General features: G+C 65.0%; 24 protein-coding genes and 1 tRNA gene. 9 read left to right on the top strand and 16 right to left on the bottom strand.

Annotated features, from left to right (window positions below; all coding sequences use genetic code 11):
• Positions 1-17 precede the first annotated feature (17 nt).
• From GTP77_RS09190 to scpC, 4 genes are all read right to left on the bottom strand, one after another.
• Positions 18-482: a CYTH domain-containing protein gene (locus GTP77_RS09190; protein ID WP_161071869.1), complete on the bottom strand. Its 465-nt coding sequence runs from the start codon at positions 480-482 to the stop codon at positions 18-20.
• A gap of 2 nt (positions 483-484) precedes the next feature.
• Positions 485-1609, bottom strand: a complete 1125-nt coding sequence (locus tag GTP77_RS09185) for a M14 family metallopeptidase (RefSeq protein WP_161071868.1) — start codon at positions 1607-1609, stop codon at positions 485-487.
• Between the two features lie 147 nt (positions 1610-1756).
• A complete protein-coding gene (locus GTP77_RS09180) occupies positions 1757-3223 on the bottom strand; it encodes a catalase (RefSeq protein WP_161071867.1) in 1467 nt (488 codons plus the stop codon).
• A 101-nt stretch (positions 3224-3324) separates the two neighbouring features.
• Positions 3325-4830, bottom strand: a complete 1506-nt coding sequence (gene scpC / locus GTP77_RS09175; RefSeq protein WP_161071866.1) for a succinyl-CoA:acetate CoA-transferase ScpC — start codon at positions 4828-4830, stop codon at positions 3325-3327.
• A 99-nt stretch (positions 4831-4929) separates the two neighbouring features.
• On the opposite strand from scpC, the gene GTP77_RS09170 reads away from it, so the two are divergent.
• Positions 4930-5856: a LysR family transcriptional regulator gene (locus GTP77_RS09170; RefSeq protein WP_161071865.1), complete on the top strand. Its 927-nt coding sequence runs from the start codon at positions 4930-4932 to the stop codon at positions 5854-5856.
• On the opposite strand, the gene GTP77_RS09165 is transcribed toward GTP77_RS09170, so the two are convergent.
• Positions 5822-6886, bottom strand: coding sequence for a patatin-like phospholipase family protein (locus GTP77_RS09165; protein WP_161071864.1), 1065 nt, complete (start codon positions 6884-6886; stop codon positions 5822-5824). The genes GTP77_RS09170 and GTP77_RS09165 overlap by 35 nt on opposite strands.
• Positions 6887-6972: 86 nt before the next feature.
• Between GTP77_RS09165 and GTP77_RS09160 the strand changes: the two genes are divergently transcribed.
• The 3 genes from GTP77_RS09160 (at position 6973) to GTP77_RS09150 (ending at position 8379) form a co-directional block, all read left to right on the top strand.
• Positions 6973-7152: a hypothetical protein gene (locus tag GTP77_RS09160; RefSeq protein WP_161071863.1), complete on the top strand. Its 180-nt coding sequence runs from the start codon at positions 6973-6975 to the stop codon at positions 7150-7152.
• A gap of 106 nt (positions 7153-7258) precedes the next feature.
• Positions 7259-7573, top strand: a complete 315-nt coding sequence (locus tag GTP77_RS09155; RefSeq protein WP_161071862.1) for a PEP-CTERM sorting domain-containing protein — start codon at positions 7259-7261, stop codon at positions 7571-7573.
• 83 nt (positions 7574-7656) lie between these two features.
• Complete coding sequence (locus GTP77_RS09150) at positions 7657-8379, top strand: apolipoprotein A1/A4/E family protein (RefSeq protein WP_161071861.1); 723 nt, start codon at positions 7657-7659, stop codon at positions 8377-8379.
• Between the two features lie 25 nt (positions 8380-8404).
• Here GTP77_RS09150 and GTP77_RS09145 read toward each other — a convergent pair whose 3' ends face one another.
• The 3 genes from GTP77_RS09145 to GTP77_RS09135 all read right to left on the bottom strand — a co-directional run bounded on the left by GTP77_RS09145 (position 8405) and on the right by GTP77_RS09135 (position 10817).
• Positions 8405-9394 (bottom strand): alpha/beta fold hydrolase, encoded by a 990-nt coding sequence (locus GTP77_RS09145; protein ID WP_161071860.1) that lies wholly within the window; start codon positions 9392-9394, stop codon positions 8405-8407.
• 12 nt (positions 9395-9406) lie between these two features.
• Positions 9407-9778, bottom strand: a complete 372-nt coding sequence (locus GTP77_RS09140; protein WP_161071859.1) for a DsrE family protein — start codon at positions 9776-9778, stop codon at positions 9407-9409.
• A gap of 103 nt (positions 9779-9881) precedes the next feature.
• Positions 9882-10817, bottom strand: a complete 936-nt coding sequence (locus tag GTP77_RS09135) for a LysR family transcriptional regulator (protein WP_161071858.1) — start codon at positions 10815-10817, stop codon at positions 9882-9884.
• 97 nt (positions 10818-10914) lie between these two features.
• Here GTP77_RS09135 and GTP77_RS09130 point away from each other — a divergent pair, with 97 nt between their 5' ends.
• Together GTP77_RS09130 and GTP77_RS09125 are read left to right on the top strand one after the other, a co-directional pair.
• Positions 10915-11844, top strand: a complete 930-nt coding sequence (locus tag GTP77_RS09130; RefSeq protein WP_161071857.1) for a pyridoxamine 5'-phosphate oxidase family protein — start codon at positions 10915-10917, stop codon at positions 11842-11844.
• Between the two features lie 12 nt (positions 11845-11856).
• A complete protein-coding gene (locus GTP77_RS09125; RefSeq protein WP_161071856.1) occupies positions 11857-12813 on the top strand; it encodes a PDR/VanB family oxidoreductase in 957 nt (318 codons plus the stop codon).
• Positions 12814-12858: 45 nt separating this feature from the next.
• On the opposite strand, the gene GTP77_RS09120 is transcribed toward GTP77_RS09125, so the two are convergent.
• Positions 12859-13224 carry a hypothetical protein gene (locus GTP77_RS09120; protein WP_229202133.1) on the bottom strand — a complete coding sequence of 122 codons (366 nt, stop codon included), beginning with the start codon at positions 13222-13224 and terminating at the stop codon, positions 12859-12861.
• 288 nt (positions 13225-13512) lie between these two features.
• Between GTP77_RS09120 and GTP77_RS09115 the strand changes: the two genes are divergently transcribed.
• Positions 13513-15024, top strand: coding sequence for a CYTH and CHAD domain-containing protein (locus GTP77_RS09115; protein WP_161071855.1), 1512 nt, complete (start codon positions 13513-13515; stop codon positions 15022-15024).
• Between the two features lie 11 nt (positions 15025-15035).
• Here GTP77_RS09115 and GTP77_RS09110 read toward each other — a convergent pair whose 3' ends face one another.
• Positions 15036-15749 carry a sulfite exporter TauE/SafE family protein gene (locus GTP77_RS09110; protein WP_229202132.1) on the bottom strand — a complete coding sequence of 238 codons (714 nt, stop codon included), beginning with the start codon at positions 15747-15749 and terminating at the stop codon, positions 15036-15038.
• Positions 15750-16170: 421 nt separating this feature from the next.
• Positions 16171-16247, bottom strand: a tRNA-Pro gene (locus GTP77_RS09105).
• 62 nt (positions 16248-16309) lie between these two features.
• Between GTP77_RS09105 and GTP77_RS09100 the strand changes: the two genes are divergently transcribed.
• Entirely contained in the window at positions 16310-17152 is an 843-nt protein-coding gene (locus GTP77_RS09100; protein ID WP_161071853.1) for an SIR2 family NAD-dependent protein deacylase, read from the top strand.
• Here GTP77_RS09100 and GTP77_RS09095 read toward each other — a convergent pair.
• Together GTP77_RS09095 and GTP77_RS09090 are read right to left on the bottom strand one after the other, a co-directional pair.
• Positions 17149-17859 carry a fumarylacetoacetate hydrolase family protein gene (locus GTP77_RS09095; protein ID WP_161071852.1) on the bottom strand — a complete coding sequence of 237 codons (711 nt, stop codon included), beginning with the start codon at positions 17857-17859 and terminating at the stop codon, positions 17149-17151. The genes GTP77_RS09100 and GTP77_RS09095 overlap by 4 nt on opposite strands.
• An 8-nt stretch (positions 17860-17867) precedes the next feature.
• Positions 17868-18479: a TetR/AcrR family transcriptional regulator gene (locus GTP77_RS09090; protein ID WP_161071851.1), complete on the bottom strand. Its 612-nt coding sequence runs from the start codon at positions 18477-18479 to the stop codon at positions 17868-17870.
• A gap of 125 nt (positions 18480-18604) precedes the next feature.
• Here GTP77_RS09090 and GTP77_RS09085 point away from each other — a divergent pair, with 125 nt between their 5' ends.
• Complete coding sequence (locus GTP77_RS09085; protein ID WP_161071850.1) at positions 18605-19093, top strand: GNAT family N-acetyltransferase; 489 nt, start codon at positions 18605-18607, stop codon at positions 19091-19093.
• A 23-nt stretch (positions 19094-19116) separates the two neighbouring features.
• Here GTP77_RS09085 and GTP77_RS09080 read toward each other — a convergent pair whose 3' ends face one another.
• From GTP77_RS09080 to GTP77_RS09070, 3 genes are read right to left on the bottom strand one after another with little or no spacing between them, the layout of a single operon-like run.
• On the bottom strand, positions 19117-20526 hold the full coding sequence (locus GTP77_RS09080; RefSeq protein ID WP_161071849.1) for an efflux transporter outer membrane subunit: 1410 nt from the start codon (positions 20524-20526) through the stop codon (positions 19117-19119).
• Position 20527: 1 nt separating this feature from the next.
• On the bottom strand, positions 20528-23662 hold the full coding sequence (locus tag GTP77_RS09075; protein ID WP_161071848.1) for an efflux RND transporter permease subunit: 3135 nt from the start codon (positions 23660-23662) through the stop codon (positions 20528-20530).
• A 12-nt stretch (positions 23663-23674) separates the two neighbouring features.
• Positions 23675-24841 (bottom strand): efflux RND transporter periplasmic adaptor subunit, encoded by a 1167-nt coding sequence (locus GTP77_RS09070; protein WP_161071847.1) that lies wholly within the window; start codon positions 24839-24841, stop codon positions 23675-23677.
• Between the last annotated feature and the right edge of the window lie 69 nt (positions 24842-24910).

Here is a 24910-nt window from a genome sequence, read left to right as displayed (position 1 = left end):
AGGATGGAAGACGGGACTTACCAAGCCGAGTAGGGGTGCTTGATCAGGTTGGAGTTGAGGTAGCGCATATCGTGCGTCACTTCTTCCCCTGCCCAGTCCGGCTTGTCGAAGGGCTGGTCTTCGGACGGCAGCTCGATCTCGGCCACCACCAGGCCGGCGTTCACGCCGAGGAACTCGTCCACTTCCCACACAAAGCCCGCGTAGGGAATACGGCGGCGGTATTTTTCGATGATGGGCTGCTCGCACAGCTTCTCAAGGAACTCCTGCGCGTCCGCCATCGGGATCTCGTACTCCCACTCGCCCCGGCTGGCGCCCACGTTCTTGCCCTTGATGGTTATCACCGCGCGCTCGCCTTCGATGCGCACGCGCACCACGCGCTGCGCATGCGAGGACAGATAGCCCTGGCGCAGCAGCACGGGTTCGCCCTGCTGCATCCAGGCGTCGCTGGTGACCAGGAACTTGCGTTCGATCTCGACGCCCACGGTCAGTCGTCCAGCGACAGCAGGATGGGCTGCAGGATGGCGCGGCCCAGCGCGGCGCTGCGCGCGCCGTTCCAGCCCACGTGCGCGTCCGGCAGGTCGGCGTTGTCCTTGAACGGCATTTCCAGCGTCAGCGCCAGGCACTTGAAGTGGTGGCCGATGTACTTGGAGGCCAGCGTCAGCATGTCTTCCTTGTACTTGCTGGCGGCGTAGCCCACGGTATCCTGGAAGTCCGGGCTGGCGTTCTTGTAGCGGTCGATGAAGGCCTTCTGCGCGGCGGCCTGCTGCGGCGTGAAGTTCTCCAGCATCTCGTTGCCGGCCACGAAGTTGTAAGGCAGCGCTTCGTCGCCGTGGATGTCGAAGAACATGTCAACGCCGGTTTCATGGATCTTGTTTTTCACGCACAGCACTTCAGGCGAGCGCTCCAGCGTCGGCGTCATCCACTCGCGGTTCAGGTTGGCGCCCGCCGCGTTGGTGCGCAGGTTGCCGCGCACCGAGCCGTCCGGGTTCATGTTAGGCACGATGTAGAAGCAGCAGCGCTGCAGCAGCTTGCGCGAGATGGGATTGGCGTCGTCCAGCAGCGAGTCGACCAGGCCTTCGACGAACCATTCTGCCATCGATTCGCCCGGGTGCTGGCGCGCGATGACCCAGATCTTTTTCTCCGCTTCCGGTTCGCCGATGACGACCAGGTTCATGTCGCGGCCGTCGACCGTCGAGCCCAGGTCCAGCACGCGCGCGGCCGGGTTCTCGGCCACTTCGCCCAGCAGGCGCAGGTGGCGTTCCCACGAATACGGCTCGAAGTAGGCGTAGTAGACGCTGTCCAGGTCCGGCGTGTGCTTGATGGTCATCACTTCGCCGTCGAAGGAAGTCGGCACGCGGAACCAGTTCTCGCTGTCGTAGCTGGCCACGGCGTTGTAGCCTTCGTAGCCCTTGGCGTAGGTAGCCTGGCTGGCATTCAGGACGCGCATGGTCACGGCCTGGCCACGCGCGCCTTGCAGGCGGAAGTGGAACCACTGGCGGATATCGGCCGCGTTGTCGTTGCGCAGATTCAGTTCTATGGTGGCGGCGCTGTCTGCGCGCACCACTTCGATGGCGCCGGAGTCGAAGTTCTGGCTGATTTTGATGGTCATGGCGGTCCTGTGTAGAGATAGATCCAAGACCGCTATTTTAAATGATACGGCGGCAGAGCATGGCGGGTTACGTGCCTAACCCGCCCTACGGACCACGACGGCTCGTAGGGCGGGTTAGCGGCGAAGCCGCGTAACCCGCCAACCGCATCAGCCCACGTTGCGGCCGCGCGCCTTCAGGGCCGCGCGCACGCCGGCGCCGTAGGCCGGGTCGGCCTTGTCGAAATGCCCCAGCTGGCGCTGGATGATCTCGTCGCTGACCTGGCTCATGGGACCGGCCAGGTTGTCGAACAGGTTCTGCCGCTCCTGCGCCGGCATCAGGCGGAACAGGTTGCCGGCCTGGGTGTAGTCGTCCTCATGGCCACGGCCGTCGTAGCGCGCCGCCGCGCCGGCCAGCGCCAGCTCCGGCTCGCCGTGCCCCATGCCCTTGCCGTGCACGCCCGCCGCGTCCACCGTCGCGTAGTTCTGCGCCGAGCCGCCGTTGCTGATGGCCATGGCGCCGTCGCGCTGCTGGTTGTGGAAGGGGCAGCGCGGCGCGTTCACCGGCAGGTGCTGGTGGTTGGTGCCCACGCGGTACAGCTGCGCGTCGTGATAGGCGAACAGGCGCGCCTGCAGCATCTTGTCCGGCGAGTAGCCCATGCCCGGCACCGCGTTCGACGGCGACAGCGCGGCCTGCTCCACTTCCGCGTGGTAATTGACCGGGTTGCGGTTCAACTCGAACACGCCCACCGGCTGCAGCGGGAAGTCGCCGTGCGGCCAGACCTTGGTCAGGTCGAACGGATTCCAGCCGGTGCGCTCGCCCCATGCCGCCAGTTCGGCGTCGGTGGCGACCTGGATCTTCACTTCCCACTGCGGGAAATTGCCGGCCGCGATGGCGCCGAACAGGTCGCGCTGCGCGTAGTCCGGGTCTTCGCCGGCGATGCGGGTGGCGTCGGCCGCAGCCAGGTTCTTGATGCCCTGGCGCGTCTTGAAGTGCCACTTCACGTACACGCGCTCGCCCGCTTCGTTGATCAGGCTATAGGTGTGGCTGCCGAAGCCGTCCATGTGGCGGTAGCCGTCCGGCGTGCCGCGGTCCGAGAACAGCATGGTCACCTGGTGCAGGCTTTCCGGCGCCTTGCTCCAGAAGTCGAACATCATGGTGGGCGATTTCAGGTTGGTCTGCGGATCGCGCTTCTGGGTGTGGATGAAGTCCGGGAATTTGATGCCGTCCTTGATGAAGAACATGGGCGTGTTGTTGCCCACCAGGTCCCAGTTGCCTTCCTCGGTATAGAAGCGCACCGCGAAGCCGCGCGGATCGCGCTCGGTGTCGGCGCTGCCCTTCTCGCCGCCCACGGTGGAGAAGCGCACAAAGGTATCGGTCTGCTTGCCGATGGCCGAGAACAGCTTGGCCTTGGTGTAGCGGGTGATGTCGTGCGTGACGGTGAAGGTGCCGTAGGCGCCCGAGCCCTTGGCGTGCACCACGCGCTCGGGAATGCGCTCGCGGTTGAAGTGTTGCAGCTTCTCGATCAGGTGGAAGTCCTGCAGCAGCACCGGGCCGCGCGGGCCGGCGGTGATGGAGTTCTGGTTGTCCGCGACCGGAATGCCGGACGCGGTTGTGATTGGTGGCTGCTGGCTCATTGCTTGCTCCTCTGGAATGTTGTTCGGGGTGACTACATTCTAGATAAGCAAGCAAGATTAACAAAGGCAATTGATTTTATCGATGCAATAGCTTTTTCAAATCACCGGCATTGCCACAGCTCGCGCATGGTGCCGTGCTCGCGGTAGCGGGCGTGCCAGGAGTAGGCCTTTTCCAGCACGTGCGGGGTCTGGCCGCCGCGCGGCAGCGCTTCGTCCAGGTAGGCGCGCAGCTGGGCGCGGTAGTCCGGATGGGCGCAGCGTTCGATGATGAGCGGCGCCCTTTCGCGCGGCGCCAGGCCGCGCAGGTCGGCCAGGCCCCATTCGGTCACCAGCACGTCCACGTCATGCTCGGTGTGGTCGACGTGCGGCGCCATCGGCACCACGCTGGAGATGGCGCCGTCCTTGGCCACGGATTTGCTGACGAAGAAGGACAGCTGGCCATTGCGCGCGAAGTCGCCCGAACCGCCTATGCCGTTCATCATGTGCGTGCCGCCCACGTGGGTGGAGTTCACGTTGCCGTAGATGTCGAACTCCAGCGCCGTGTTCAGCGCGATCACGCCCAGGCGCTTGACCAGTTCCGGATGGTTGCTGATCTCCTGCGGACGCAGCACGATGCGGTCCCGGTAACGCTCGATGTTGCGCAGGAAGCGCTCGTGCATGGACGCCGACAGCGTGATGGACGAAGCGGAGGCCATCGCCAGCTGGCCCGAATCCAGCAGCGCGATGGCGCTGTCCTGCAGCACTTCCGAGTACATGGACAGGTTGCGGAAGGACGAGCCGGTCAGGCCATGCAGCACCGCGTTGGCGATGGTGCCTATGCCCGCCTGCAGCGGCAACAGCTCCGGCCCCATGCGCCCCGCCGCCACCTCGGCCTCCAGGAAGGCCACGATGTGGCCGGCGATGGCCTGGGTTTCGGCGTCCGGCGGCAGCACGTTGGACGGGCTGTCCGGGCTGTCGGTAATGACGATGGCGGCGATACGCGCCGGGTCGATATGGATGGTGGAGGTGCCGATGCGCTGGCCGGTGCGCGTGAGCGGAATCGGCGCGCGATCCGGGCGCTGCGCGGGCAGGTAGATGTCGTGCAGGCCTTCCAGCGCCAGCGGCGCGCTCAGGTTGATTTCGATGATGACCTGTTTGGCCTGCTCGGCGAAGCTGGCCGAATTCCCGACCGACATGGTGGGCACAATGCCGCCGTCCGCATTGATGGCCACCGCTTCGATGACGGCGATGTCCACCGGCTTCAGGCTGCCGCCGCGCAGCTGCTCGGCGGTTTCGGACAGGTGCTGGTCGATGAACATCACCTCGCCGCTGTTGATCTTGCGGCGCAGCGCGGCGTCGGACTGGAACGGCAACCGGCGCGCCACCACGCCGGCATTGGCCATCAGGCCGTCGCTGTCGCTGCCCAGCGAGGCGCCGGTGATCAGCGTAAGCGCCAGCGGCTCGCTGCGGGCGCGTTCCACCAGCGCCAGCGGCAGCGCCTTGGCGTCACCGGCGCGGGTGAAGCCGCTCATGCCCACCGTCATGCCGTTGCGGAACAGCCGCGCGGCGTCTGCGGCCGTCATTACCTTGTCCATCAGCGCCGGCAGGCGAATTCTGTCCTCATGCATGATGTGCTCCAGATCATTTATGGTTTTGATGAAGCCAGTATAGAATCGGAGATTCATGCATTGCATGACTTAAATTCCACCATTCCAGTCGAAAAACTCATGGATATCCGGTCGCTGCGCTACTTCATCGAAACCGCCCGCCTGAGCAGCTTTACCCAGGCCGCCGAGACGCTGCACGTCACCCAGTCCACCATCAGCAAGATGGTGCGCCAGCTGGAGGACGAGGTGGGTGCGCCGCTGCTGGTGCGCGACGGCCGCAAGCTCACGCTGACCGACACCGGCGCCGTGGTCTACGCGCGCGGCGGCGAAATGCTGGCCACCCTGCGCCAGCTGCAGCTCGAGGTGCGCGATACCCAGGCGCGCCAGCGCGGCACGCTGGCGATCGGCATCCCGCCCATGATCAACCTGCTGTTTACGCCAGTGCTGAAGGCTTTCCGCGAGCGCCATCCCGGCATTGCGCTCGCGCTCAGCGAGGACACCGGCCAGGGCATAGAGCGCCGCGTGGCGGCGGGCGAACTGGAGATAGGCATGACGGTGCTGCCGGCCGACCCGGAGATGGAACTGCAGACCGGCCGCATCGCCAGCTATCCGCTGTATGCGCTGGCCGCCGCCGGCACCTTCCAGCGCGCGCGCCGCACGCTCAGGCTCAAGCAGCTGGCCGCGCTGCCGCTAGTGCTGCTGAACGACGACTTCGCCCTCACCCGCACCTTGCGCAGCGCCTTCGCCGCCGCCGGCATCGAGCCTGCGATTGCCGCGCAAAGCGGACAGTGGGACTGGCTGGTGGAAATGGCTTCAGCCGGGATAGGCGTGGCCCTGCTGCCGGAGCCCTTTGTGCACCGGCTGGCCGACGAGCGCCTGCACGCGGTGCGCATCGTGGAACCGGCGCTGGAATGGGAAGTGGCGCACGTGTGGAACGGACGCTACCTGTCGCACGCGGCGCGCGCCTGGCTGGAGGTGTGCGGCGAAGTACTGGGGCCGCGCGCCGGCGCGCTCAGAAATGCTCGTGTATCGCCACGCCTTCGATAGGATCGACCGCGCCGTCCCACGGCCTGGCGGCCAGCGCGCGCCGGGTGTCATCGTAGCCGGCCTGCCAGCGGCTGTGGATGCCGGTGGCGGTGAAGTCGATGTCCTTGGTGTGGTCTTCGCTGTCCAGGCGCGGCGCCTTGAGCATGACGATGTGCATGCGCGTGCCGCAGCCCCAGCCGGCCAGCTCGCGCACCTCCGCGCTGCGGCGCTGCTCGGCGGGCAAGTGCATGGTGAGCTGGCGTATCACATGGCGCAGCCGGTGCATGCGGCGCTGCTGCTCGATATTGCTGACGCGGCTGGCGTACTGGATCTCCTTGTGCTTCTCCAGCACGTCGAGCACGCTTTGCGGCTCCTTGCCGTCCGGGTTCCACACCTGCACTGAGAAAATCACGGAATCGCGGCGCGGCTCGTCGTCCAGCACCGCCTCGATCGGCGTGTTCGAATAGATGCCGCCGTCCCAGTAGGGCTCGCCGTCTATGCGCACGGCGGGAAACGCGGGCGGGATGGCGCCGGAGGCCATCACGTGGTCCACGCTCAGCGTTTCCTTCTGGCTGTCGAAATAGCGCATCTCGCCGTTGCGGGCGTTCACCGCGCCCACCGTGAAGCGGGTGCCGTTGCTGTTCAGGTAGTCGAAATCCACCAGCATGGCCAGCGTCTTGTGCAGCGGGCCGGTGCGGTAGAAGGATGCGTTTTCCACGCCCACCTTGGCGTTCGGATTCCACCAGGTGGCCGGGTTCAGCGCGAAGAAGGCGGGGATGCCCTGCGACATCGTGAGCGCATTGGCGAATTCGCGCGGCATGCCGGGATACAGCGCCGAATGCTGCTCCATCATGGTCCAGAACTGGCGCAGCCTTTGCACGCGCCGCTCCGGCGGGTTACCGGCAATAATAGCGCCGTTGAGCGCGCCGATGGAGGTGCCGATCACCCAGTCCGGCTCGATGCCGGCTTCGTTCATCGCCTGGTACACGCCCAGCTGGTAGGCGCCGAGCGCGCCGCCGCCTTGCAATACGAGCACAACTTTTCCCGGCATAGCCGCTGCGTTGGGTTTCACTTGCTCTCCGGGTGATGGGGTATAGAGTGATTGTACCCAATCTCAACAAAACGGACGGAGCAACCATGCATACTCAGCAGCCACAGCGCAGCAACCAGATCCTGGCCCGCTGCGTCGACGAAGGACTGACCATCGATAGCCGCATCGGCGCGGCCAACGCCTGGGCGTATATGCTGCACAAGGCGGTGCCTGCCGGGGTCATCATGCGCGTTCTGGCTTACCCCGAGCTGCGCCGCAGACACTAACAAATCGCAATGGAAACATTGCAAAAATGAAATTCTTAATCAAGCGACACGCCTGAAAATTTGGTGCTAATGTGGATGAAGAAACGTTATCGCTTTAGGAGCCGCTATGCATACTGTACTGAAAAAATCCCTGCTGGCGATGCTGCTGGCAGGAGCCGCCGCTGGCACCGCGCACGCGGCGGACCTTGTTCACCAGGCCAGCAACAAGGCCTTGCTGCCGCCCGTTCCCGGCGAAGCCAGCTACCTCAACGAAGCGGATCTGCTCAGCGTGACAGTCCCCGCCACCGCGCAAGCGCAGCAGCCCGCCGTCAGCCCCATTCCCGAGCCGCCCGTCTACATCATGCTGCTGATAGGCGTGGGCCTGGTGAGCCTGGTGGCGCGGCGTTCATCGCCGCCTCCAAAATTCAGTACAGAAACTTAATCCCCGCGCAGCTTTGCGCCGGCGCAAAACCACCTGCCTCCAGTGGCGGCATCCTCACGGGATGGACCACACTGGAGCGCAATATGAACGACATCCCGCCGCTTGACAGCCCTACGCTTGCGGACCACCATGAACACGATACCCGTATCATCCGGCTGGAGGTCCAGATGAGCAACGTGAGCGTGACGCTGGAATCCATGCAAGAACGCGTGGACGAGAGCCACAAAACCACAATGGCACTTATCGCCGACACCGCAAAAGAATTGCATGCCGAGCATCTGCGTGTCATGGAATCCCTTAGTTCTTCGCAACAGCATCATAGCGACGCGCTGCGCGCTGCCCTACAGCACGATAGCGACAAGCTCAGCGATAAGCTGCAGCGGCATAGCGAGGAATTCAGCGCCAAGCTACAGCACAGTAGTGATGAACTCAGCGCGAGACTGCAGCATGATGGCGATGAGTTGCGCGATAAACTCCAGCGACTTAGCGAAGAGTTCAGCGCCCGGCTACAGCACAGTAGCGATGAACTCAGCGCGCGGCTGCAGCACGATGGCGATGAGCTGCGGGCCAAGCTGCAGCACAGCAGTGACGCGCTGGATGCCTCCCTCGAAAAGAGCTGCGACGTGTTCCGCGACAACCTGAAACAAATAACCGACTCGCAGCAATCCATCTGGGAAGCGCTACAGCGCGAAATACACCGCCTCGACAGCAAGACCGACCGCATGAACCGCTGGGTGATGGGCCTGTTCTTTACTTATCTGGTGGCTACCGCCGCACTGTTCGCGCGCCCCTACCTGAATATCTGACGGCCGGCCTGGCCGCAGAAGCAGCTTACTTCCCGCCTTTGAGCGTGCGCCCCAGGAAAGCGCGCATATAGCCGGCGATGGCCGTGCTGTCCTCCTCCAGCGCGAAGTGACCGGTGTCAAGCAGATGCAATTCCGCTTTCGGCAAGTCACGCAAATACGGGTGAGCGCCAGCGGGCGGGAAGATTTTGTCATTCTTGCCCCAGACAATCAGCATGGGTGGCTGATGCTTGCGGAAGTAGGCTTGCCATTCCGGATAGCGCCCCGGATTGCTGCCATAGCTGTAGAACATTTCAATCTGAATGTCCTTGTTGCCCGGACGGTCGAGATAAGCCTGGTCCACAGTCCATGCGTCCGGGCTGATGCGCTGCACGTCGCGCGCGCCCTCCGTGTATTGCCACTTGGTGCCGCCCAGCTCGAGCAAGGGACGCAGCTTGGCGCCGTTCGCCTCGGACTTGTCGGCCCAGTAGGCTCGCGGCAGCTGCCAGAACTCGTTGGCGATCCCTTCTTCATAGGCATTGCCGTTCTGGACCACGATGGCCGACACCCGCTCCGGATGGGCCGCCGCCAGCCGGAAGCCTATCGGCGCGCCGTAATCCTGCACATACAGCGCGTAGCGCGACACGCCAACCGCCTCGGTGAACTTCTCGACCACGCGCGCCATGTTGTCGAAGCTGTAGGTGAACTTGTCCATGGTCGGCATATCGCTCTGGCCGTAGCCGGGATAGTCGGGCGCAATCACGTGGTAGCGGTCCGCCAGCTGCGGGATCAGGTTGCGGAACATCTGCGACGAAGTGGGAAAGCCGTGCAACAGCAGCAAGGTGGGCGCATTTTTCGGTCCCGCCTCGCGGTAGAAAATATTGACGCCGTCCACCTTCACAGTGCGGTAGCTGACGCTGGCGGTGCTGGCGACATTCGCGCTGGGCGCCGCCGGTGCGGCAAAGGCAGGCGCGGCGCCGCCGGCGCCCAGCAGGGCCAGGCTCAATGCGGCAGCGGCCAGGGTGCGGCTAGTGTTCACGGCTCGCCCTCTTCAGAAGATGAAGACAGTGTAGCCGTCGGCCGAGATCTGGGCGATGCTGGGCAGTCCCGATGTGCCGGGCACGCTGTTGTCGGTAATCAGGTCGAAGCCGGCTTTTTCCACTTCCTCGCGGGCGCCGAACACATCGGCACAGCCGCAGGAAATGCCCACCACCTTGTCCTCCAACGCCTTGTACAGCGCGTGGATAGGATGGCTGGACGCAGCCAGCACGCCCGGCCAGCGGGTGCCGGTGCCTTGGAAGTAGATCCCGGTTTCCGTGCCTTTTTGCTTGAAATCGTAAGCGGCCGCCAGGCCGTTGAACATGCGGCCCAAAGCCTCTTCGCCAGCTTTTGGATCGGACAAGATGATGATGGCTGCTTTCATGATGGTTCCCTTTCGCTTGATGGTCAGTCTGGTCTGCCGCCATGTCGTTCAGCGGATGAGTCCATTCTAGGTACTAAGAAACGAGAGAGAAACCGCGCCACCGTCAATTCATTATTTCGCTGCGGGAAACGCCCATGGGCATGCTCAAGTGCGGGTGCGCGCGCAGATGCTGCACCAGCATATCGATGAAATTGCGCACTTTCGACGAGCCGAACTTGCTTTCGCGATGCATCACATGTACCGGCCAAGGTGCTTCCTCATACTCGGCCAGGATGATTTTCAAGCGCCCTTCGCCCAGCTCCGTGGCGATCTGATAGGACAGCAAGCGGCAAATGCCCAGCCCGCCTATCGCCGCGTCGATGGCCGAGTCGTTGCTTGTGACCATCAAACGAGGCCGCATGCGCACCATGGTGGGGTCGTCCACCGCGCCGAACTTCCACTCCACGCGCGGCGAGATTCCGCTGGCGGCAATAATGGTATGGCGCAGCAAATCCGCCGGATGCTGGGGCACGCCGTGTTTCGCCAGATACTCCGGCGAGGCGCACAGCACGCGGCGCACCTGGCCCACGCGCAGTGCCTTCAAGCTGGAATCGGGCAGATGGCCGATGCGCACGGCCACGTCCATGCCCTCGTCCACCAGGTTGACCACCCGGTCCAGAAAATAGGCCGACACGTCGACCTCGGGATACATCTCGAGGAAACGCACGATGCAAGGCATGACAAAGGCCTTGCCGAACAGCACGGAGGCCGTTACCGACAGATTGCCTTTGGGCGCGGAATTGACACCGGCGGCGGCCTCGTTGGCTTCCACTATACTGGCAAGAATATTGCGGCTATCGTCCATATAGCGGCGGCCCGCCTCGGTCATCCTTACATTGCGCGTGGTCCGCAGCAGCAGCTTCACACCCAGCTGCTCCTCCAGGGCCGAGACCGCGCGGGTAATCGCCGCAGGGGACAAATCCAGGCGCCGGGCCGCCGCAGCAAAGCTCTCCTCCTCCCCGACTGCCACAAACACATTCATCAAGTGGACCTGATCCATTCCTTACTCCAGGCGAAATAGTGATTTGCGTGGGACACCCATTCTTGTTTGCCCGATTATTTCGCAAAATACAAGCATCATCAACCGGGGGATAACAATGAACGTGCACAGCAGTTTCCACGAAGGCGAGCGCGCAGTCCAGGAACGCGCCGGCGAAAGCGCCATTGCCGACCGCAACATCGCGGTCCTGTCGGACACCGTCATCGCCGGCGCCCGGCCCTTTATCGCCAAGCAGTTCATGGCGGCGCTGGCCAGCGTCGATGCGGAAGGCCAGGTATGGTCCTCCCTGGTGTTCGGCAAACCCGGTTTTTTGCACACCGACAGCGGCCGCACCATCCAGATCGACTTGCCGGAGAAGGAGCGCGACCTGGCCGACCCGCTGTGGGAAAACCTGGCCTTCCAACCCGACATCGGCATGCTGTTCATCGAGCTGGGCTCGCGCCGCCGCTACCGCGTGAACGGCACAGTGCAGCAGCTCGACGCAAGCGGCGCGGAGGTAGCGATACGCGAGGCCTACCCGAACTGCCCCAAATACATCCAGCGCCGCCACCTGCGCCAGCTGGGCGAACCGGCACTGCCGGTGCAGGCCGCGCATGGAACCGTGCTGCGCGGCACCGTGGAGGACATCATCCGGCAGGCCGACACCGTCTTCGTGGCAAGCCGCCATTCCGGCAGCGGCGCCGACGCCTCGCACCGCGGCGGCAATCCCGGCTTTGTGAAAGTGGTGGATGAAACCACGCTGCGCATCCCCGATTACCACGGCAACAGCCTGTTCAACACGCTCGGCAATATCGCCGCCGACCCGCACGCGGGGCTGTGCATCCCGGATTTCGCGCACGGCCAGCTGCTGCAGCTGACCGGCACCGCCTCCGTCCAGTGGGACCAGGACGATCCAGAAGACGAAACCGGCGGCACCAGGCGCTACTGGGAGTTCAAGGTGCAAAAATGGATACTGCGCGACACGCCCCAGCAGCTGGAATGGGAATACCTGGACGCCTCGCCCTTCAATCCGGGCACGCCGTACTGAGCGGGGGACATTATGAGCCACGTCATCACCCACGCAGCCCAGCTTGGCGGCAGCGTCAAGGAATTCCACCTGCGCCGCAAAGACGGCGCGCCGCTGCCCGGATGGAAGCCCGGCTCGCACATCGTGCTGCGCTTCGCCGACGCCGGCGGCAAGGCATACGAAAACCACTACTCGCTGATCGGCATGCCCGGGCCGGCGGACAGCTACCGCATCGCCGTGCAGCGCGAGGAGCATGGCAAGGGAGGCTCGCGCACCCTGCACGACGAGTTCGGCCCCGGCCGCGAGGTCGCCCTGAGCGGTCCATTCAACAGCTTCCCCTTGCTGGCGCAGCCGCCATCCCAGGTTCCGCCTCGCACGCTGCTCATCGCAGGCGGCATCGGCATCACGCCCATGGTCTCGATGGCGCATGCGCTGGGCGCGCGCGGCCAGTCTTTTGAACTGCACTACCTGGCGCACAGCCGGGACAAGCTGGTGCTGATGGATGAACTGCGCACCATCCCGCACGGCGCCATGACGGAGCACATCTCGCAGGAATCCGGACGCGCAGACCTGACCGCCCTGCTCGGCGCCTACCACGAAGGCGACAGCTTCTACGCCTGCGGGCCTGCGCCGCTGCTGCAAGCGCTGGCTGCGGCCAGCGCGCAACAAGGCTGGCCCGCAAGCGCCATGCACTTCGAAAGCTTCGGCGCCCGCGCTCAGCCGGACGACGCGCCGCTCACCGTCGAACTATCGCTGTCCCAGATCACGCTGGAAGTGCAGCCCGGTACGCCCATCCTGGATGCGCTGATCGCAGCCGACATCTTTGTCTCCTACGACTGCAAGCGCGGCGAATGCGGCAGTTGCTACACACAGGTGCTTGAAGGGCAGCCGCTACACCGCGACGTGTGCCTCACTCCATCCATGCGCACCACCGGCATGTGCACCTGCGTCTCCTGGGCCGCGCCGGGCCGGCTGGTGCTGGAGCTATAAGGCGTTAGTGCGGGCAAGCAGCAGTTGAGGGAAGCACATAAGGCGCTAGGCCATGCCAATTGCTGTCGCTTCTGCGCGCGGCCTGGCCCGGCGCTCCGGATAAGAAAAAATGGGGATTTCCCCCAAATCGCAACAGGCGGCAATCAATTTAAGGGCCGCCATCGGCTCGCTCCATGCCAGGCCTGACGCCATATCAAGGGTCTTCAGTGTTGTCGGCAATTCCAGCACCAGCCCGCCTTCCAGACGCAGCTCCCGCCCGCCACGTATCTGCAGTTCACGCACGACAGACTCCGGACTGGCGGTGCGCGCCACGGCGACGCCATCGACACAGAGTGTCATCTCAACTACCCCGAGAACGCGTGCGAAGGAAATATCGGCATTATGCATAGCAACTCCCAGGTTGAGATTCATAGAAGCATCGAGCCGCTACGCTGGCCAACTTCAGTCTGCGATCATGTCATCCGTAGATGACATCGGCATGACATACGGCCACGTCAAACGCCCGTCACATTTGACCGTTATGATTTGAGCCGGTTCAAAAGCTGAACCACAGCGCCATCCGATGGCAGCTCTACCGGCGCCGGCGGTCGGGAAACATACCGGCACCAATTCATGACATGGCTCGCCCCGTGCACCATACCCAAGCGCAAGATCACCCGTATTGGCGGGCGGTGTATAGTCAAACGGAGGGGGACAGCCATGGAAACCGAACTCAAACTGACGCTACGCCCTGCCGACTCGGAGCGCATGCGGTCGCACGCTATCCTGGCAGCGCATGCCACGGCGGGACCGACCGAGCATGAGCACACGGACATCTATTACGACACGCCTGAACACCAGCTGTGGGAACACGGCGCAACGCTGAGGGTGCGCTCGGCAGGCGGCACATTTATCCAAACGGTCAAAACCGTCGACAACCATGCCACCGCCTTGCACCGGCGCGGCGAATGGGAGTGCGAACTGCCCGACGGAAAAATTCAGCCTGCCCTGCTGGCGCGGCAGATCAAGGACGCCAAGCTGGCCCAGCTGCTGTCGTCCCCCGAGATCCAGCAGCGCTTGCAGCCCATGTTTTCCGGCGTCACGCGGCGCACCACCTGGCAGCTACGACTGCCCGGCGGAGAAGAGGTCGAATGCGCCATCGACGCCGGCGATTTCAGGGGTGGCGAACACCATGCCAACATCTCCGAACTGGAACTGGAATTGAAGGACGGCGCCCCCGACAAGCTGTTCGATTTTGCCTTGGCCCTGCACCGCGAGATTCCACTGGAGCTGGCCAACGACAGCAAGGCTGCCCGCGGCTACGCGCTGCTCGGCTCGACCGGACCGTCGGCCGTGAAGGCCAAGCCAGTCAAGCTGGCAAAAAAAATCGTGACGGAAGAAGCGCTGCGGCGCATCAGCGTGAATTGCGTGGAGCAGATGGAAGCCAACATCTCGGGCGTACTGGCCAAGGATGTCGAAAGCCTGCACCAGATGCGGGTCGGCCTGCGCCGCCTGCGCGCGCTGCTGGATATGTTCGAGCCGCTGATCCCGGCGCCGCCGGATATCAGCGAAGGCCTGGACTGGCTGGCCGGTGAGCTGGGCGCAACCCGTGACTGGGATGTGCTGGCCAGCGCCACGCTGGATCGCATTGACGGCGCCGAAATGCGGGCCTTGCGCGACTCCAGCCGCGCGAAAGCCGCCAAGCTGCACGGCGCAATGGCGCAGACGCTGCATGCGCCCCGCTTCACGGAACTCATGCTGCGGCTGAACAGCTGGATACGCGGCCACGAGTGGCGCGCGCAGGCCACGCCCACCGGCCGCACCGCCATGGACAAGTGCGCCATCCGCAGCGCCATGCCACTGCTGCGCAAGGCGGAGCGGCGGCTGCGCAAGCGCATCGCGGGCCTGGATCCGCAAGACCCGCCGGCATTGCACCGGGTGCGCATCGCCGCCAAGAAAGCGCGCTATGGCGCCGAATTCTTCCGCGACCTGCTCGATAAAAAAAACACGGCACGCTACATCAGTCGCCTGTCAGCGCTGCAGGACAGGCTCGGTTTGCTGAACGACTTGGCCGTGGCGGCACGGCTGCTGCCCGAGCTCCAGCACGGCCACGGCCAGCTGGCGCACGAAGCAGCATACGCTCACGGCTATTTGACAGCGCAAGCAAGGCACGGCATCGATCAGCTTGGCCCGCCGCTCAAGGCGGTGGCCGGGCTGCGCATGGCCGAGTAGCCGCCGGCGGCCTAGTACAGCAGGCCCATGCTGCCATCCCACAGCAGCTTGAACGCCGTGACGACCAGCATGCCATAGCAAATGCGGTAGAGCTGCTCCTGGTTCAGGCGGCCGTGCAAGTTCCACCCGCCCCAGACGCCGAGTAGCGCTGCAGGCAAGCAGATGGCCATCAGCATCCAGGAGCCGTCCGACAAGTCGCCCACGGCCAGCCACGGCCCCGCCTTCAGCAGGTTGCCGATGGTGAAAAACAGGCTGGTGGTTGCCGCGTAGACCTCCTTCGACAATCCCAGCGGCAGCAGATACATCGCCAGCGGCGGGCCGCCCGAGTGGGCAACCATGGTCGTCACGCCGGACGCGGTGCCGGCCAGCAGCCCCTTGGCCCTGGAGCGCGGGCGCGCGACGGCGGTATTCCGTCCACGCCACCAAAGGAAGGCGAACAGCAGCGTGGTGAGCGCCATCAGGATTTCAACCACATGCCGGTCCAGATACTCCAACAGCAAGTAACCGCCGCCAATGCCAACCACCAGCCCCGGAACCAGCAAGGCCAGGTCAGGCCTGGACCAGGTGTGGGGGCGCCAGAAGCGCAAAGCGTAGAGGTCCATGGCAACGAACAAAGGAGCCAGCAAGCTGCCCGCCTTAATGGGGTCCATGACCAGCGCCAGCAGCGGGATGCCGATGATGGCAAAGCCGCCGCCGAACGCGCCTTTCATAAATCCGATGGCCATGACGGCGGCCATGGAAACGCCGATCACTTGTAGGCTCAACTGCATAATGCGTAACGCACGGTAAAGGCTGAAAACCGAATTTTAGTCGCAAAACCGCCGCCAAAATCCCTTGCCGCCGTAAGTGATAAATGCACACGCGGCGCGCTTCCGCGGCCTCGAGACACGAGCCGATACCAGTCATGCCGACCCGGAACACGGTACAGCGGCTGCCGCCGCAAGAAATTCAACATTACCAGCCTGCGTCGCAGGGCAACGTCCGTGGCAGCGCTGCGCTTGCCCTCGGGATCAGCCTGGCGGCCAAGAGCGAGTAGTTCGGCCCCTGCAAGCAGCAGCGTAAATCTGTAAATGTGTGCACTTGGCGTGCACCGAACCCGAAAACGAAAAAACCGGCCAAGGCCGGTTTCGCTGAATCTTTAGTTGTTGGTCGGGGCGAGAAGATTCGAACTTCCGACCCCTTGCACCCCATGCAAGTACGCTACCAGGCTGCGCTACGCCCCGACGAACGCATGCATTATAGCAGCAGCTTTGGGATTTTGGTAAGAGTGCTTTATGCTTAACATATGATTAATTCCATAAACCTTGCCGCCGAGCTGGTTTCGCAGGCCGACGCCCTCATAGTCGCGGCCGGCGCTGGCATGGGCGTGGACTCCGGACTGCCGGACTTTCGCGGCAACCAGGGCTTCTGGCAGGCCTATCCTGCGCTCGGCCGCGCGCGGATGGATTTCAGCAGCATCGCTTCGCCGCAGGCGTTCCGGGATGATCCCGCGCTGGCCTGGGGCTTCTACGGCCATCGGCTGGCGCTGTACCGGGCCACCGTGCCGCACGCGGGCTTTGCGCTGCTGCGCGCCTGGGGCGAGCGCATGGAGCATGGCGCCAGCGTGTTCACCAGCAATGTGGACGGCCAGTTCCAGCTGGCGGGCTTCGATCCGCAGCGCGTATTCGAGTGCCACGGTTCCATCCACCACCTGCAATGCATGCGGCCCCACCGCAGCCACGCCTGCGGCGCCATCTGGAGCGCGCAGGACTTCGTGCCGGATGTGGATGCGAACGCCTGCCGCCTGCGCAACGCCCCGCCCGCCTGCCCTCACTGCGGCGGGCTGGCGCGGCCGAATATCCTGATGTTTGGCGACGGAGATTGGCTGGAGCGGCGCGCGGAGGAACAACAGGCGCGCTTGCAGGCCTGGCTGGCGCGGACGCGCCGCCCTGTGGTGATAGAGCTGGGCGCCGGGACGGCGATACCGTCGGTGCGCCATTTCAGCCATAGCGTGGTGCAGCGCCACGGCGGGCGCCTGGTGCGCATCAATCCGCGCGAGCCGCAGGTGGCCGGCTCGCTGGACGCGGGCATCGCCATGGGCGCGCTCGACGGCCTGCGGGCCATCGCCGCCGCCCTCGCCCGGCTTTAAACCACTTTCAGTGCGATCGGCGCCAGGCCCTCGATGCTGGCCACCATGGTCTGGCCGCGCACCACAGCGCCCACGCCTTCCGGCGTGCCGCTGAAAATCAGGTCGCCCGGCTGCAGCGTGAACAGCGTGGACAGGTTGGCGATGGTTTCACTGACGGACCAGATCAGATGCGTGATATGGCTGGACTGCTTGACCGCGCCGTCCACTTCCAGCGTGATGGCGGCCTGCTCGATGGCGCCCGCCTCGGTTGCGCGCGTGATCACGCCTATCGGCGCCGAGTAGTCGAAGGCCTTGCCGATTTCCCACGGGCGGCCGGCGTCCTTCATCTGGCCCTGCAGGTCGCGGCGTGTCATGTCCAGGCCGACCGCGTAGCCGAACACGTGCTGCAGCGCGTCCGCCACGGCGATGTCGCTGCCGCCTTTGCCGATGGCCACCACCAGCTCGCACTCGTAGTGGTAGTTGCTGGTGCGGGGCGGATACGGCAGCTCGGCCACGCCTTGCGGCGCCACCGGCAGCACGGCCATGCCGTCGCCCGGTTTGCAGAAGAAGAACGGCGGCTCGCGCGTCGGGTCGGAACCCATTTCACGCGCGTGGCCGGCGTAGTTGCGGCCGACGCAGTAGATACGGCGCACCGGGAACAGCGCGTCGGCGCCGGCCACCGGCAGGCCCACGATGCCGTGGGCGGGGAAGATGTAAGGAGAGTTCATTGCTGCCTTTATGAAAACAGCATCGCCTTCATGGCGATGCCCATATAGCGCGCCAGCGCCGGCTCGTTGACATTCGGATTGTGCACCACGCGCACGTCCAGCCCCTGGAACAGGCTGATCATGGCATCCAGCAGGCCGTCCAGCGTGTCGCTGTCCACGGCCAGGCCGTGCCGCTCGCGGGAGGACTTGAGGATGGCGCGGAACTGCACGCGCGCGCGCACGTCGGCGTCGCGCACCACTTCGGCGATCTTGGGATTGCGCGCTGCCTCGGCGGAGATCTCCAGCGCCAGCGGCCAGGTGTTCGGGTCCAGGTGCTCGCGCACATGGCGCGGCGCGTCGTCCACCATCGACTGCAGCGGGTCGGCCTGCTGCTCCAGGTCGCGCATCAGTTGCGATACGCGCTCCACGTTCTGCTCGACGAAGGCCGCGATGATGGCGTCCTTGCTGTCGAAGTAGTTGTAGATATGGCCGGCGCTCATGCCGGCCGCCTTCGAAATCTCGGCCATGCTGGCGCCATGAAAGCCGCTGCGCCCGAAGCAGGCCGCCGCCGCATCCAGTACCTGCTTGCGGCGCACCAGGGCGCGGTCCGGGTCGATATGGCGTTTTTCGGTGGTGCTCATGCAGAATTCCTCGTGTTCGATGCGGTACTGTGGCCAAGCCCGCGCATTTTGTCAATTTGGCGTGCAACATCGGACTGGATTGGTGATACCATAAAGACAACATCAACCAGCCCAGGGTGTTGCCCATGACGACCTACAAGACCGCGCCATCGATCGAATTGCGCCCGGCCACGGCGGCCGATCAGCATTTCCTGCTGCGTCTTTACGCCAGCACGCGCGGCATGGAATTCCGCCTGCACGGCTGCGACGCGGCCACCGAAGCCATGCTGCAGGCGGTCCAGTGCAAGGCCCAGCAAACCGATTTCCAACTGCAGTACCCGGACGCCGAGGCCACCATCATCGTCGAGCGCGAGCGCCCCATCGGCCGGCTGTACGTGCAGTACAACGAGACCGAAGTGCGGCTGATCGATATCACGCTGCTGCCAGAATACCGTGGACGCGGCATAGGGCGCGGCCTGCTGCGCGGCCTGCAATCGCACGGCCAGCGCCTGCACCTGCCGGTGCGGCTCAACGTCCTGCTCGGCAATCCGGTGCAGCGCCTGTGCCAGCGCTGCGACTTCGTGATGCAGGGCCTGGACGGCTTGTACGCCACCATGGAGTGGACGCCGGCCTGAGCCCTGCCCGGCCGCCTCACTGCTTACTGGTAGCCGCCGCCCAGCACCTTGTACAGCGTCACCTGGTTGCTTGCGCGCGCCAGGCGTGCCGAGATCAGGCTTTGCTGGGCCGCGTACAGCGCGCGCTGCGACACCAGCGCGTTCAGGTAAGACTCCGAACCCTTCTGATAGCGCGCCTCGTGGATGCGGTAGCTCTTTTGCGACGCGTCGGCCAGCGCGGCCTGCGAGGCCAGGCGCTCGTCCAGCGTGCCGCGCTGGGCCAGCGCGTCCGCCACTTCGCGGAAGGCCGACTGGATGGCCTGCTCGTAGCGCGCCACGGCGATGTCGCGCTCCACCTTGGCCACCTTCAGGTTGGCGGTGTTGGCGCCGCCGTTGAAGATGGGCAGATTAATCTGCGGCAGGAAGCTCCAGGTGCCGGAACCGGCTTTGAACAGGCCGGACAGATTGCTGCTGGCGCTGCCGGCGCTGCCGGTCAGCGAAATGCTGGGGAAGAAGGCCGCGCGCGCCGCGCCGATATTGGCGTTGGCCGCTTGCAGCCTGCGTTCCGCGCCCAGCACGTCCGGGCGGCGCTGCAGCACTTCGGACGGCAGGCCGGCGGGCAGCTCGGCCATCGCCGCCACGCTGGCCAGCGGCGCCTGCTGCTGTTGCAGCTCGGCCGGCACCACCGTGCCCACCACCAGCGCCAGCGCGTTCTCGCCCTGCGCCACTTGCGCGGTATAGACCGCCATGTCGTTGCGGGCCGCTTCCACGCTGGTCTGCGCTTCGTACATGTCCAGGCCGGAGGTGGCGCCCGCTGCGAAGCGGCGCTTGCTCAGCTCATAGCTGATCTGCTGGCTTTTCAGCGTGTCCGCAGCCAGGCCCAGGCGCTCGCGGTCGGCCTGCAAGGACAGCCAGGTGTTGGCCACTTCGGCCACCAGGCTGATTTGCTGCGCGCGGCGCGCTTCCTCGGTGCCCAGGTATTGCTGCAGCGCCGCCTCGGACAGGCTGCGCACCTTGCCGAAGAAGTCCAGCTCGTAGGACACGCCCAGGCTGGCCGTGTACTGGCGGTTGATCTGGCCTTGGCCGCCGGCGCTCATATTGTCCGCCGTGCGGGTGGCGTTCTGGCCGCCGGAGGCGCTCACGCTGGGCACCAGCGCGGCGCGCTGGATACCGTACTGCGCGCGCGCCTTCTCGATATTGAGCGCCGAGACGCGCAGGTCGCGGTTGTTGGCCAGCGCCAGCGCGATCACTTCGCGCAGACGCTCGTCAGCAAAGTAGTCGCGCCAGGCGATGTCCGCGGCGGGCTTGGCGTCCGCCGCCACCGGGGCCGGCTTGTAGGCGTCGCCTTGCGGCCAGCCTGCCGTCACCGGCGCGGCCGGACGTTCATACACCGGGGCCAGGCTGCATGCACTGAGCAGCGCGGCAGCGGCCAGGGAAAATAAAGTCTTTTGCATATCAATGCACTCCTGCTGCGGTGCTGGCGGCGGCTTGGCGTTGCTTGAACAGGCCGCGCACCAGCACGAAAAATACCGGCACAAAGAAGATGCCGAGGAAGGTGGCCGTCAGCATGCCGCCCAGGACGCCCACGCCGATGGCGTTCTGGCTGCCCGAACCGGCGCCGCTCGCGATGGCCAGCGGCAGCACGCCGAGACCGAAGGCGATGGAGGTCATCAGGATGGGGCGCAAGCGCAGGCGCACAGCTTTCAGCGTGGCGGCCTTCAGCTCCATGCCCTGCTCCTGCAGCTCCTTGGCGAATTCCACGATCAGGATGGCGTTCTTCGCCGCCAGGCCGACCACGGTGAGCAGGCCCACCTGGAAGTACACGTCGTTGGCCAGGTGAAAGCCCCAGGTGGCCAGCACCGTGCCGATCACGCCCAGCGGCACCACCAGCAGCACCGAGAACGGCACCGACCAGCTTTCATACAGCGCGGCCAGGCACAGGAACACCATCAGCAGCGACAGCGTGTACAGCACCGTGGTCTGCGAGCCGGAATCGCGCTCTTCCACCGACAGGCCGTTCCACTCGAAGCCTATGCCGGGCGGCAGCTGGGCCGCCAGTTTTTCCACCTCGGCCATGGCCGCGCCCGAGCTCACGCCCGGCGCCGGCGCACCCTGCACGTTCATCGACGACAGGCCGTTGAAGCGCTCCAGGCGCGGCGAGGCGTAGATCCACTGGCCGCTGGCGAAGGCGGAGAACGGCACCATCTCGCCCTGGCTGTTGCGGACGAACCATTTGCCCAGGTCTTCCGGCGCCATGCGCGAATCCGGCTGGCCTTGCAGGTAGACCTTTTTCACGCGGCCGCGGTCGACGAAGTCGTTCACATAGGACGAGCCCCAGCCGGTGCTGAGCACGCGGTTCACTTCGGCGATGGACAAGCCCAGCGCGGTGGCCTTCTGCTGGTCCACGGTGATCTTGTACTGCGGCGTGTCATCCTGGCCGTTGGGGCGCACGCCCACCAGCAGCGGGCTCTTGGAAGCCATGCCCAGCAGCTGGTTGCGCGCACCCATCAGAGCGTCGTGCCCCAGGCCGGCCTGGTCCTGCAGCTGCAGGTCGAAGCCGCTGGCATTGCCCAGCTCCAGCACCGCAGGCGGCGCAAAGGCGAACACAAAGGCGTCGCGGATCTGCGAGAAGCTGCCCATGGCGCGGCCGACCACGGCTTTCACATTGCCCGCCGGGCCGGGACGTTCGGACCAGTCCTTCAGGCGCACGAAGGCGATGCCGGTATTCTGGCCGTTGCCGCCGAAGCTGAAGCCGGCCACCGTGAAGATGGAAGCGACGTTCTGCTTTTCCTCGGTCAGGAAATGCTGCTCGACCTGCTCGATCACTTTCAGTGTGCGCTGCTGCGTGGCGCCGGCAGGCAACTGGATCTGCGCGAACAGCACGCCCTGGTCTTCTTCCGGCAGGAAGGAAGTGGGCAGGCGCATGAAGGCGGCGGCCAGGATGGCCAGCAGCACCGCGTACAGCAGCATGGAGCGCTTGCCGCGATTGAGCATGGCGCCGACCACGCCTTCGTACTTGCCGCTGCCGCGCTCGAAAGTGCGGTTGAACCAGCCGAAGAAACCGGTGCTGGCGGGCTGGTGGCCCTTGGCCACAGGCTTGAGCAGCGTGGCGCACAGCGCCGGGGTGAACACCATGGCCACCAGCACGGACAGCACCATGGCCGACACGATGGTGACGGCGAACTGGCGGTAGATCACGCCGGTGGAGCCGCCGAAGAAAGCCATGGGCACGAACACGGCCGACAGCACCAGGGCAATGCCCACCAGCGCGCCGGTGATCTGGCTCATGGACTTGGTGGTCGCCTCTTTCGGCGGCAAGCCCTCCTCCGTCATCACGCGTTCAACGTTTTCCACCACCACGATGGCGTCGTCCACCAACAGGCCGATGGCCAGCACCATGGCGAACATGGTCAGGGTGTTGATGGAATAGCCCAGCGCGGACAGCACGCCGAAAGTGCCCAGCAGGACCACGGGCACCGCCATGGTCGGGATCAGCGTGGCGCGGAAATTCTGCAGGAACAGATACATCACCAGGAACACCAGCACCACGGCTTCCACCAGCGTCTTCACCACTTCTTCAATCGACAGCTTGACGAAAGGCGTGGTGTCGAAAGCCACTTCGGCCTTCATCCCGGCCGGGAACTGCTTGGACAGCTGGTCGATCTTGGCGCGGATGGCCTTGGCCGTATCGAGCGCGTTGGCGCCGGTGGCCAGCTTGATCGCCACGCCGGTGGCGGCGTTGCCGTTGAAGCGCGCCACGGTGTTGTAGTTCTCGCTGCCCAGCTCCATGCGGGCCACGTCGCGCAAATGCACGGTGGCGCCGCTGGCGGAAGTCTTCAGCAGGATGGCGCCGAACTGCTCGGCGGTCTGCAGGCGGCTTTGCGCCGACACGGTGGCGTTCAGCTGCTGGCCCGGCATGGCGGGCGCGCCGCCCAGTTCACCGGCCGATACTTCGGTGTTCTGCGCGGTGATGGCCGCGCTCACGTCGGCGGGGGTCAGCTGGAAGCTTTGCAGCTTGGTCGGGTCCAGCCAGATGCGCATGGCGTATTGGGAACCGAACAGCGTCACGTCGCCCACGCCTTCCACGCGGCTCAGCGGGTCGATCACGTTGGCGGCCACGTAGTCGCCCAGGTCGGCCTGCTTCATGCTGCCGTTTTCGGACACGAAGCCCAGCACCATCAGGAAGTTCTTGGTGGACTTGGAGACCACCAGGCCTTGCTGCGTCACGGCGGCCGGCAGCAGCGGCGTGGCCAGCTGCAGCTTGTTCTGCACCTGCACCTGCGCGATGTCCGGATTGGTGCCGTTCTTGAAGGTCAGCGTGATGCTGATGCCGCCGGTTGAATCGCTGCTCGAGCTCATATAGCGCAAGCCGTCGATGCCCTTCATCTTCTGTTCGATGACCTGGGTGACGGCGTCTTCCACCGTCTTGGCCGAGGCGCCCGGGTAGGAACCGCTGATGGTGATGGCGGGCGGCGCAATGCTCGGGTATTGCGACACCGGCAGGCCGAGGATGGCGATCAGGCCCGCCAGCATGATGACGATGGCCACCACCCAGGCGAAGATCGGCCTATTGATAAAGAAACGTGCCATGGAATACCTCGCTTATTGCGCCGCGCGCTGGTTTGCCGCTGCGGTAGTGGCGGGTTTGGCGGCCACTTGCGCAGGCGCGCCGGGGCGCACTTTCTGCAGGCCGTCGATGATGACGCGGTCGCCGGCGGACAGGCCGGACTTCACCAGCCACTGGTCGCCGACGGTGGCGCCGGTGGCCAGCACGCGCTGCTCCACTTTGCCTTCCTTGTTCAGCACCATGGCGGTCGCCTCCCCTTTCGGGTTGCGCGTCACGCCCTGCTGCGGCACCAGGATGGCCTGCTCGTCCACGCCGCTGTCGACCACGGCGCGCACGAACATGCCGGGCAGCAGATCATGCTTGGGGTTGGGGAACAGCGCGCGCAGCACCACGTTGCCGGTGCCGGGGTCCACGCTGGCGTCGGAGAATTGCAGCTTGCCTTCCTGCGCGTATTTGCTGCCGTCGGCCAGCAGCAGCGTCACCCTGGCCTGGCCGCCGTTTTTCTTCAGGCTGCCGCTTTCCAGCTCGCGCTTCAGGCGCAGCATGTCGGTGCTGGACTGGGTCACGTCCACATAGATCGGGTCCAGCTGCTGCACCGTGGTCAGGGCGTTGGCCTGGCCTGCGGTCACCAGCGCGCCGGGCGTGACGTTGGAACGGCTGATGCGGCCGGAAATCGGCGCCGCCACGCGGGTGTAGTCCACATTGATGCGGGCGCTGTCCAGCGCGGCCGCTGCGGCCTCCACGTCGGCCCTGGCCTGCTCGGCGGCGGCCACGGCGTCGTCATAGTCCTGGCGGCTCACGCCTTCGATGGCCACCAGCTCCTTGTAGCGCGCCACTTTCGGCGTGGCGGCGGCCAGATTGGCCTTGGCCTTGGCCAGCGCGGCCTTGGCCGAGTTGTAGGCGGCCTGGTAGGTGGCCGGATCGATCTGGTACAGCTGGGCGCCGGCCTTCACGTCCGCCCCTTCGGCGAACAGGCGCTTCTGGATCAAGCCGCCCACTTGCGGGCGCACTTCGGCCACCTGGTAGGCGGTGGTGCGGCCCGGCAGCTCGGTGGTGATGGACAGGCTCTGCGGCGCGACCGTATGCACGCCCACGGCCGCCACCTGCGCCGGTTTCCCGGCGCCAGGTGCTCCGGCAGTGGTGGGTTGGCAGCCTGCGCTCAGCGCGGCTACGGAAATCAGGACCAGGGAAATAGGTTTCATTGTTCACCTCACATTTATCTTTTTATAGAATGAACGATCATTCTAAGACTGTCAAGCAATTATTTACTA

The organism is Pseudoduganella aquatica, assembly GCF_009857595.1.
Classification (GTDB): Bacteria; Pseudomonadota; Gammaproteobacteria; order Burkholderiales; family Burkholderiaceae_D; genus Rugamonas; species Rugamonas aquatica_A.
The sequence above is the reverse complement of the archived record's forward strand: the minus strand, read 5'-3'. Positions and strand labels throughout refer to the sequence as shown.

What these genes read in the sequence shown, in the direction of transcription:
- GTP77_RS09185 (WP_161071868.1), bottom strand. Translation starts at nt 1,609, where the DNA reads ATGACCATCAAAATCAGCCAGAACTTCGACTCCGGCGCCATCGAAGTG.
- GTP77_RS09180 (WP_161071867.1), bottom strand. Translation starts at nt 3,223, where the DNA reads ATGAGCCAGCAGCCACCAATCACAACCGCGTCCGGCATTCCGGTCGCG.
- scpC (WP_161071866.1), bottom strand. Translation starts at nt 4,830, where the DNA reads ATGCATGAGGACAGAATTCGCCTGCCGGCGCTGATGGACAAGGTAATG.
- GTP77_RS09170 (WP_161071865.1), top strand. Translation starts at nt 4,930, where the DNA reads ATGGATATCCGGTCGCTGCGCTACTTCATCGAAACCGCCCGCCTGAGC.
- GTP77_RS09165 (WP_161071864.1), bottom strand. Translation starts at nt 6,886, where the DNA reads ATGCCGGGAAAAGTTGTGCTCGTATTGCAAGGCGGCGGCGCGCTCGGC.
- GTP77_RS09160 (WP_161071863.1), top strand. Translation starts at nt 6,973, where the DNA reads ATGCATACTCAGCAGCCACAGCGCAGCAACCAGATCCTGGCCCGCTGC.
- GTP77_RS09155 (WP_161071862.1), top strand. Translation starts at nt 7,259, where the DNA reads ATGCATACTGTACTGAAAAAATCCCTGCTGGCGATGCTGCTGGCAGGA.
- GTP77_RS09150 (WP_161071861.1), top strand. Translation starts at nt 7,657, where the DNA reads ATGAACGACATCCCGCCGCTTGACAGCCCTACGCTTGCGGACCACCAT.
- GTP77_RS09140 (WP_161071859.1), bottom strand. Translation starts at nt 9,778, where the DNA reads ATGAAAGCAGCCATCATCATCTTGTCCGATCCAAAAGCTGGCGAAGAG.
- GTP77_RS09135 (WP_161071858.1), bottom strand. Translation starts at nt 10,817, where the DNA reads ATGGATCAGGTCCACTTGATGAATGTGTTTGTGGCAGTCGGGGAGGAG.
- GTP77_RS09130 (WP_161071857.1), top strand. Translation starts at nt 10,915, where the DNA reads ATGAACGTGCACAGCAGTTTCCACGAAGGCGAGCGCGCAGTCCAGGAA.
- GTP77_RS09125 (WP_161071856.1), top strand. Translation starts at nt 11,857, where the DNA reads ATGAGCCACGTCATCACCCACGCAGCCCAGCTTGGCGGCAGCGTCAAG.
- GTP77_RS09120 (WP_229202133.1), bottom strand. Translation starts at nt 13,224, where the DNA reads ATGAATCTCAACCTGGGAGTTGCTATGCATAATGCCGATATTTCCTTC.
- GTP77_RS09115 (WP_161071855.1), top strand. Translation starts at nt 13,513, where the DNA reads ATGGAAACCGAACTCAAACTGACGCTACGCCCTGCCGACTCGGAGCGC.
- GTP77_RS09110 (WP_229202132.1), bottom strand. Translation starts at nt 15,749, where the DNA reads ATGGCCATCGGATTTATGAAAGGCGCGTTCGGCGGCGGCTTTGCCATC.
- GTP77_RS09100 (WP_161071853.1), top strand. Translation starts at nt 16,310, where the DNA reads ATGATTAATTCCATAAACCTTGCCGCCGAGCTGGTTTCGCAGGCCGAC.
- GTP77_RS09095 (WP_161071852.1), bottom strand. Translation starts at nt 17,859, where the DNA reads ATGAACTCTCCTTACATCTTCCCCGCCCACGGCATCGTGGGCCTGCCG.
- GTP77_RS09090 (WP_161071851.1), bottom strand. Translation starts at nt 18,479, where the DNA reads ATGAGCACCACCGAAAAACGCCATATCGACCCGGACCGCGCCCTGGTG.
- GTP77_RS09085 (WP_161071850.1), top strand. Translation starts at nt 18,605, where the DNA reads ATGACGACCTACAAGACCGCGCCATCGATCGAATTGCGCCCGGCCACG.
- GTP77_RS09080 (WP_161071849.1), bottom strand. Translation starts at nt 20,526, where the DNA reads ATGCAAAAGACTTTATTTTCCCTGGCCGCTGCCGCGCTGCTCAGTGCA.
- GTP77_RS09075 (WP_161071848.1), bottom strand. Translation starts at nt 23,662, where the DNA reads ATGGCACGTTTCTTTATCAATAGGCCGATCTTCGCCTGGGTGGTGGCC.
- GTP77_RS09070 (WP_161071847.1), bottom strand. Translation starts at nt 24,841, where the DNA reads ATGAAACCTATTTCCCTGGTCCTGATTTCCGTAGCCGCGCTGAGCGCA.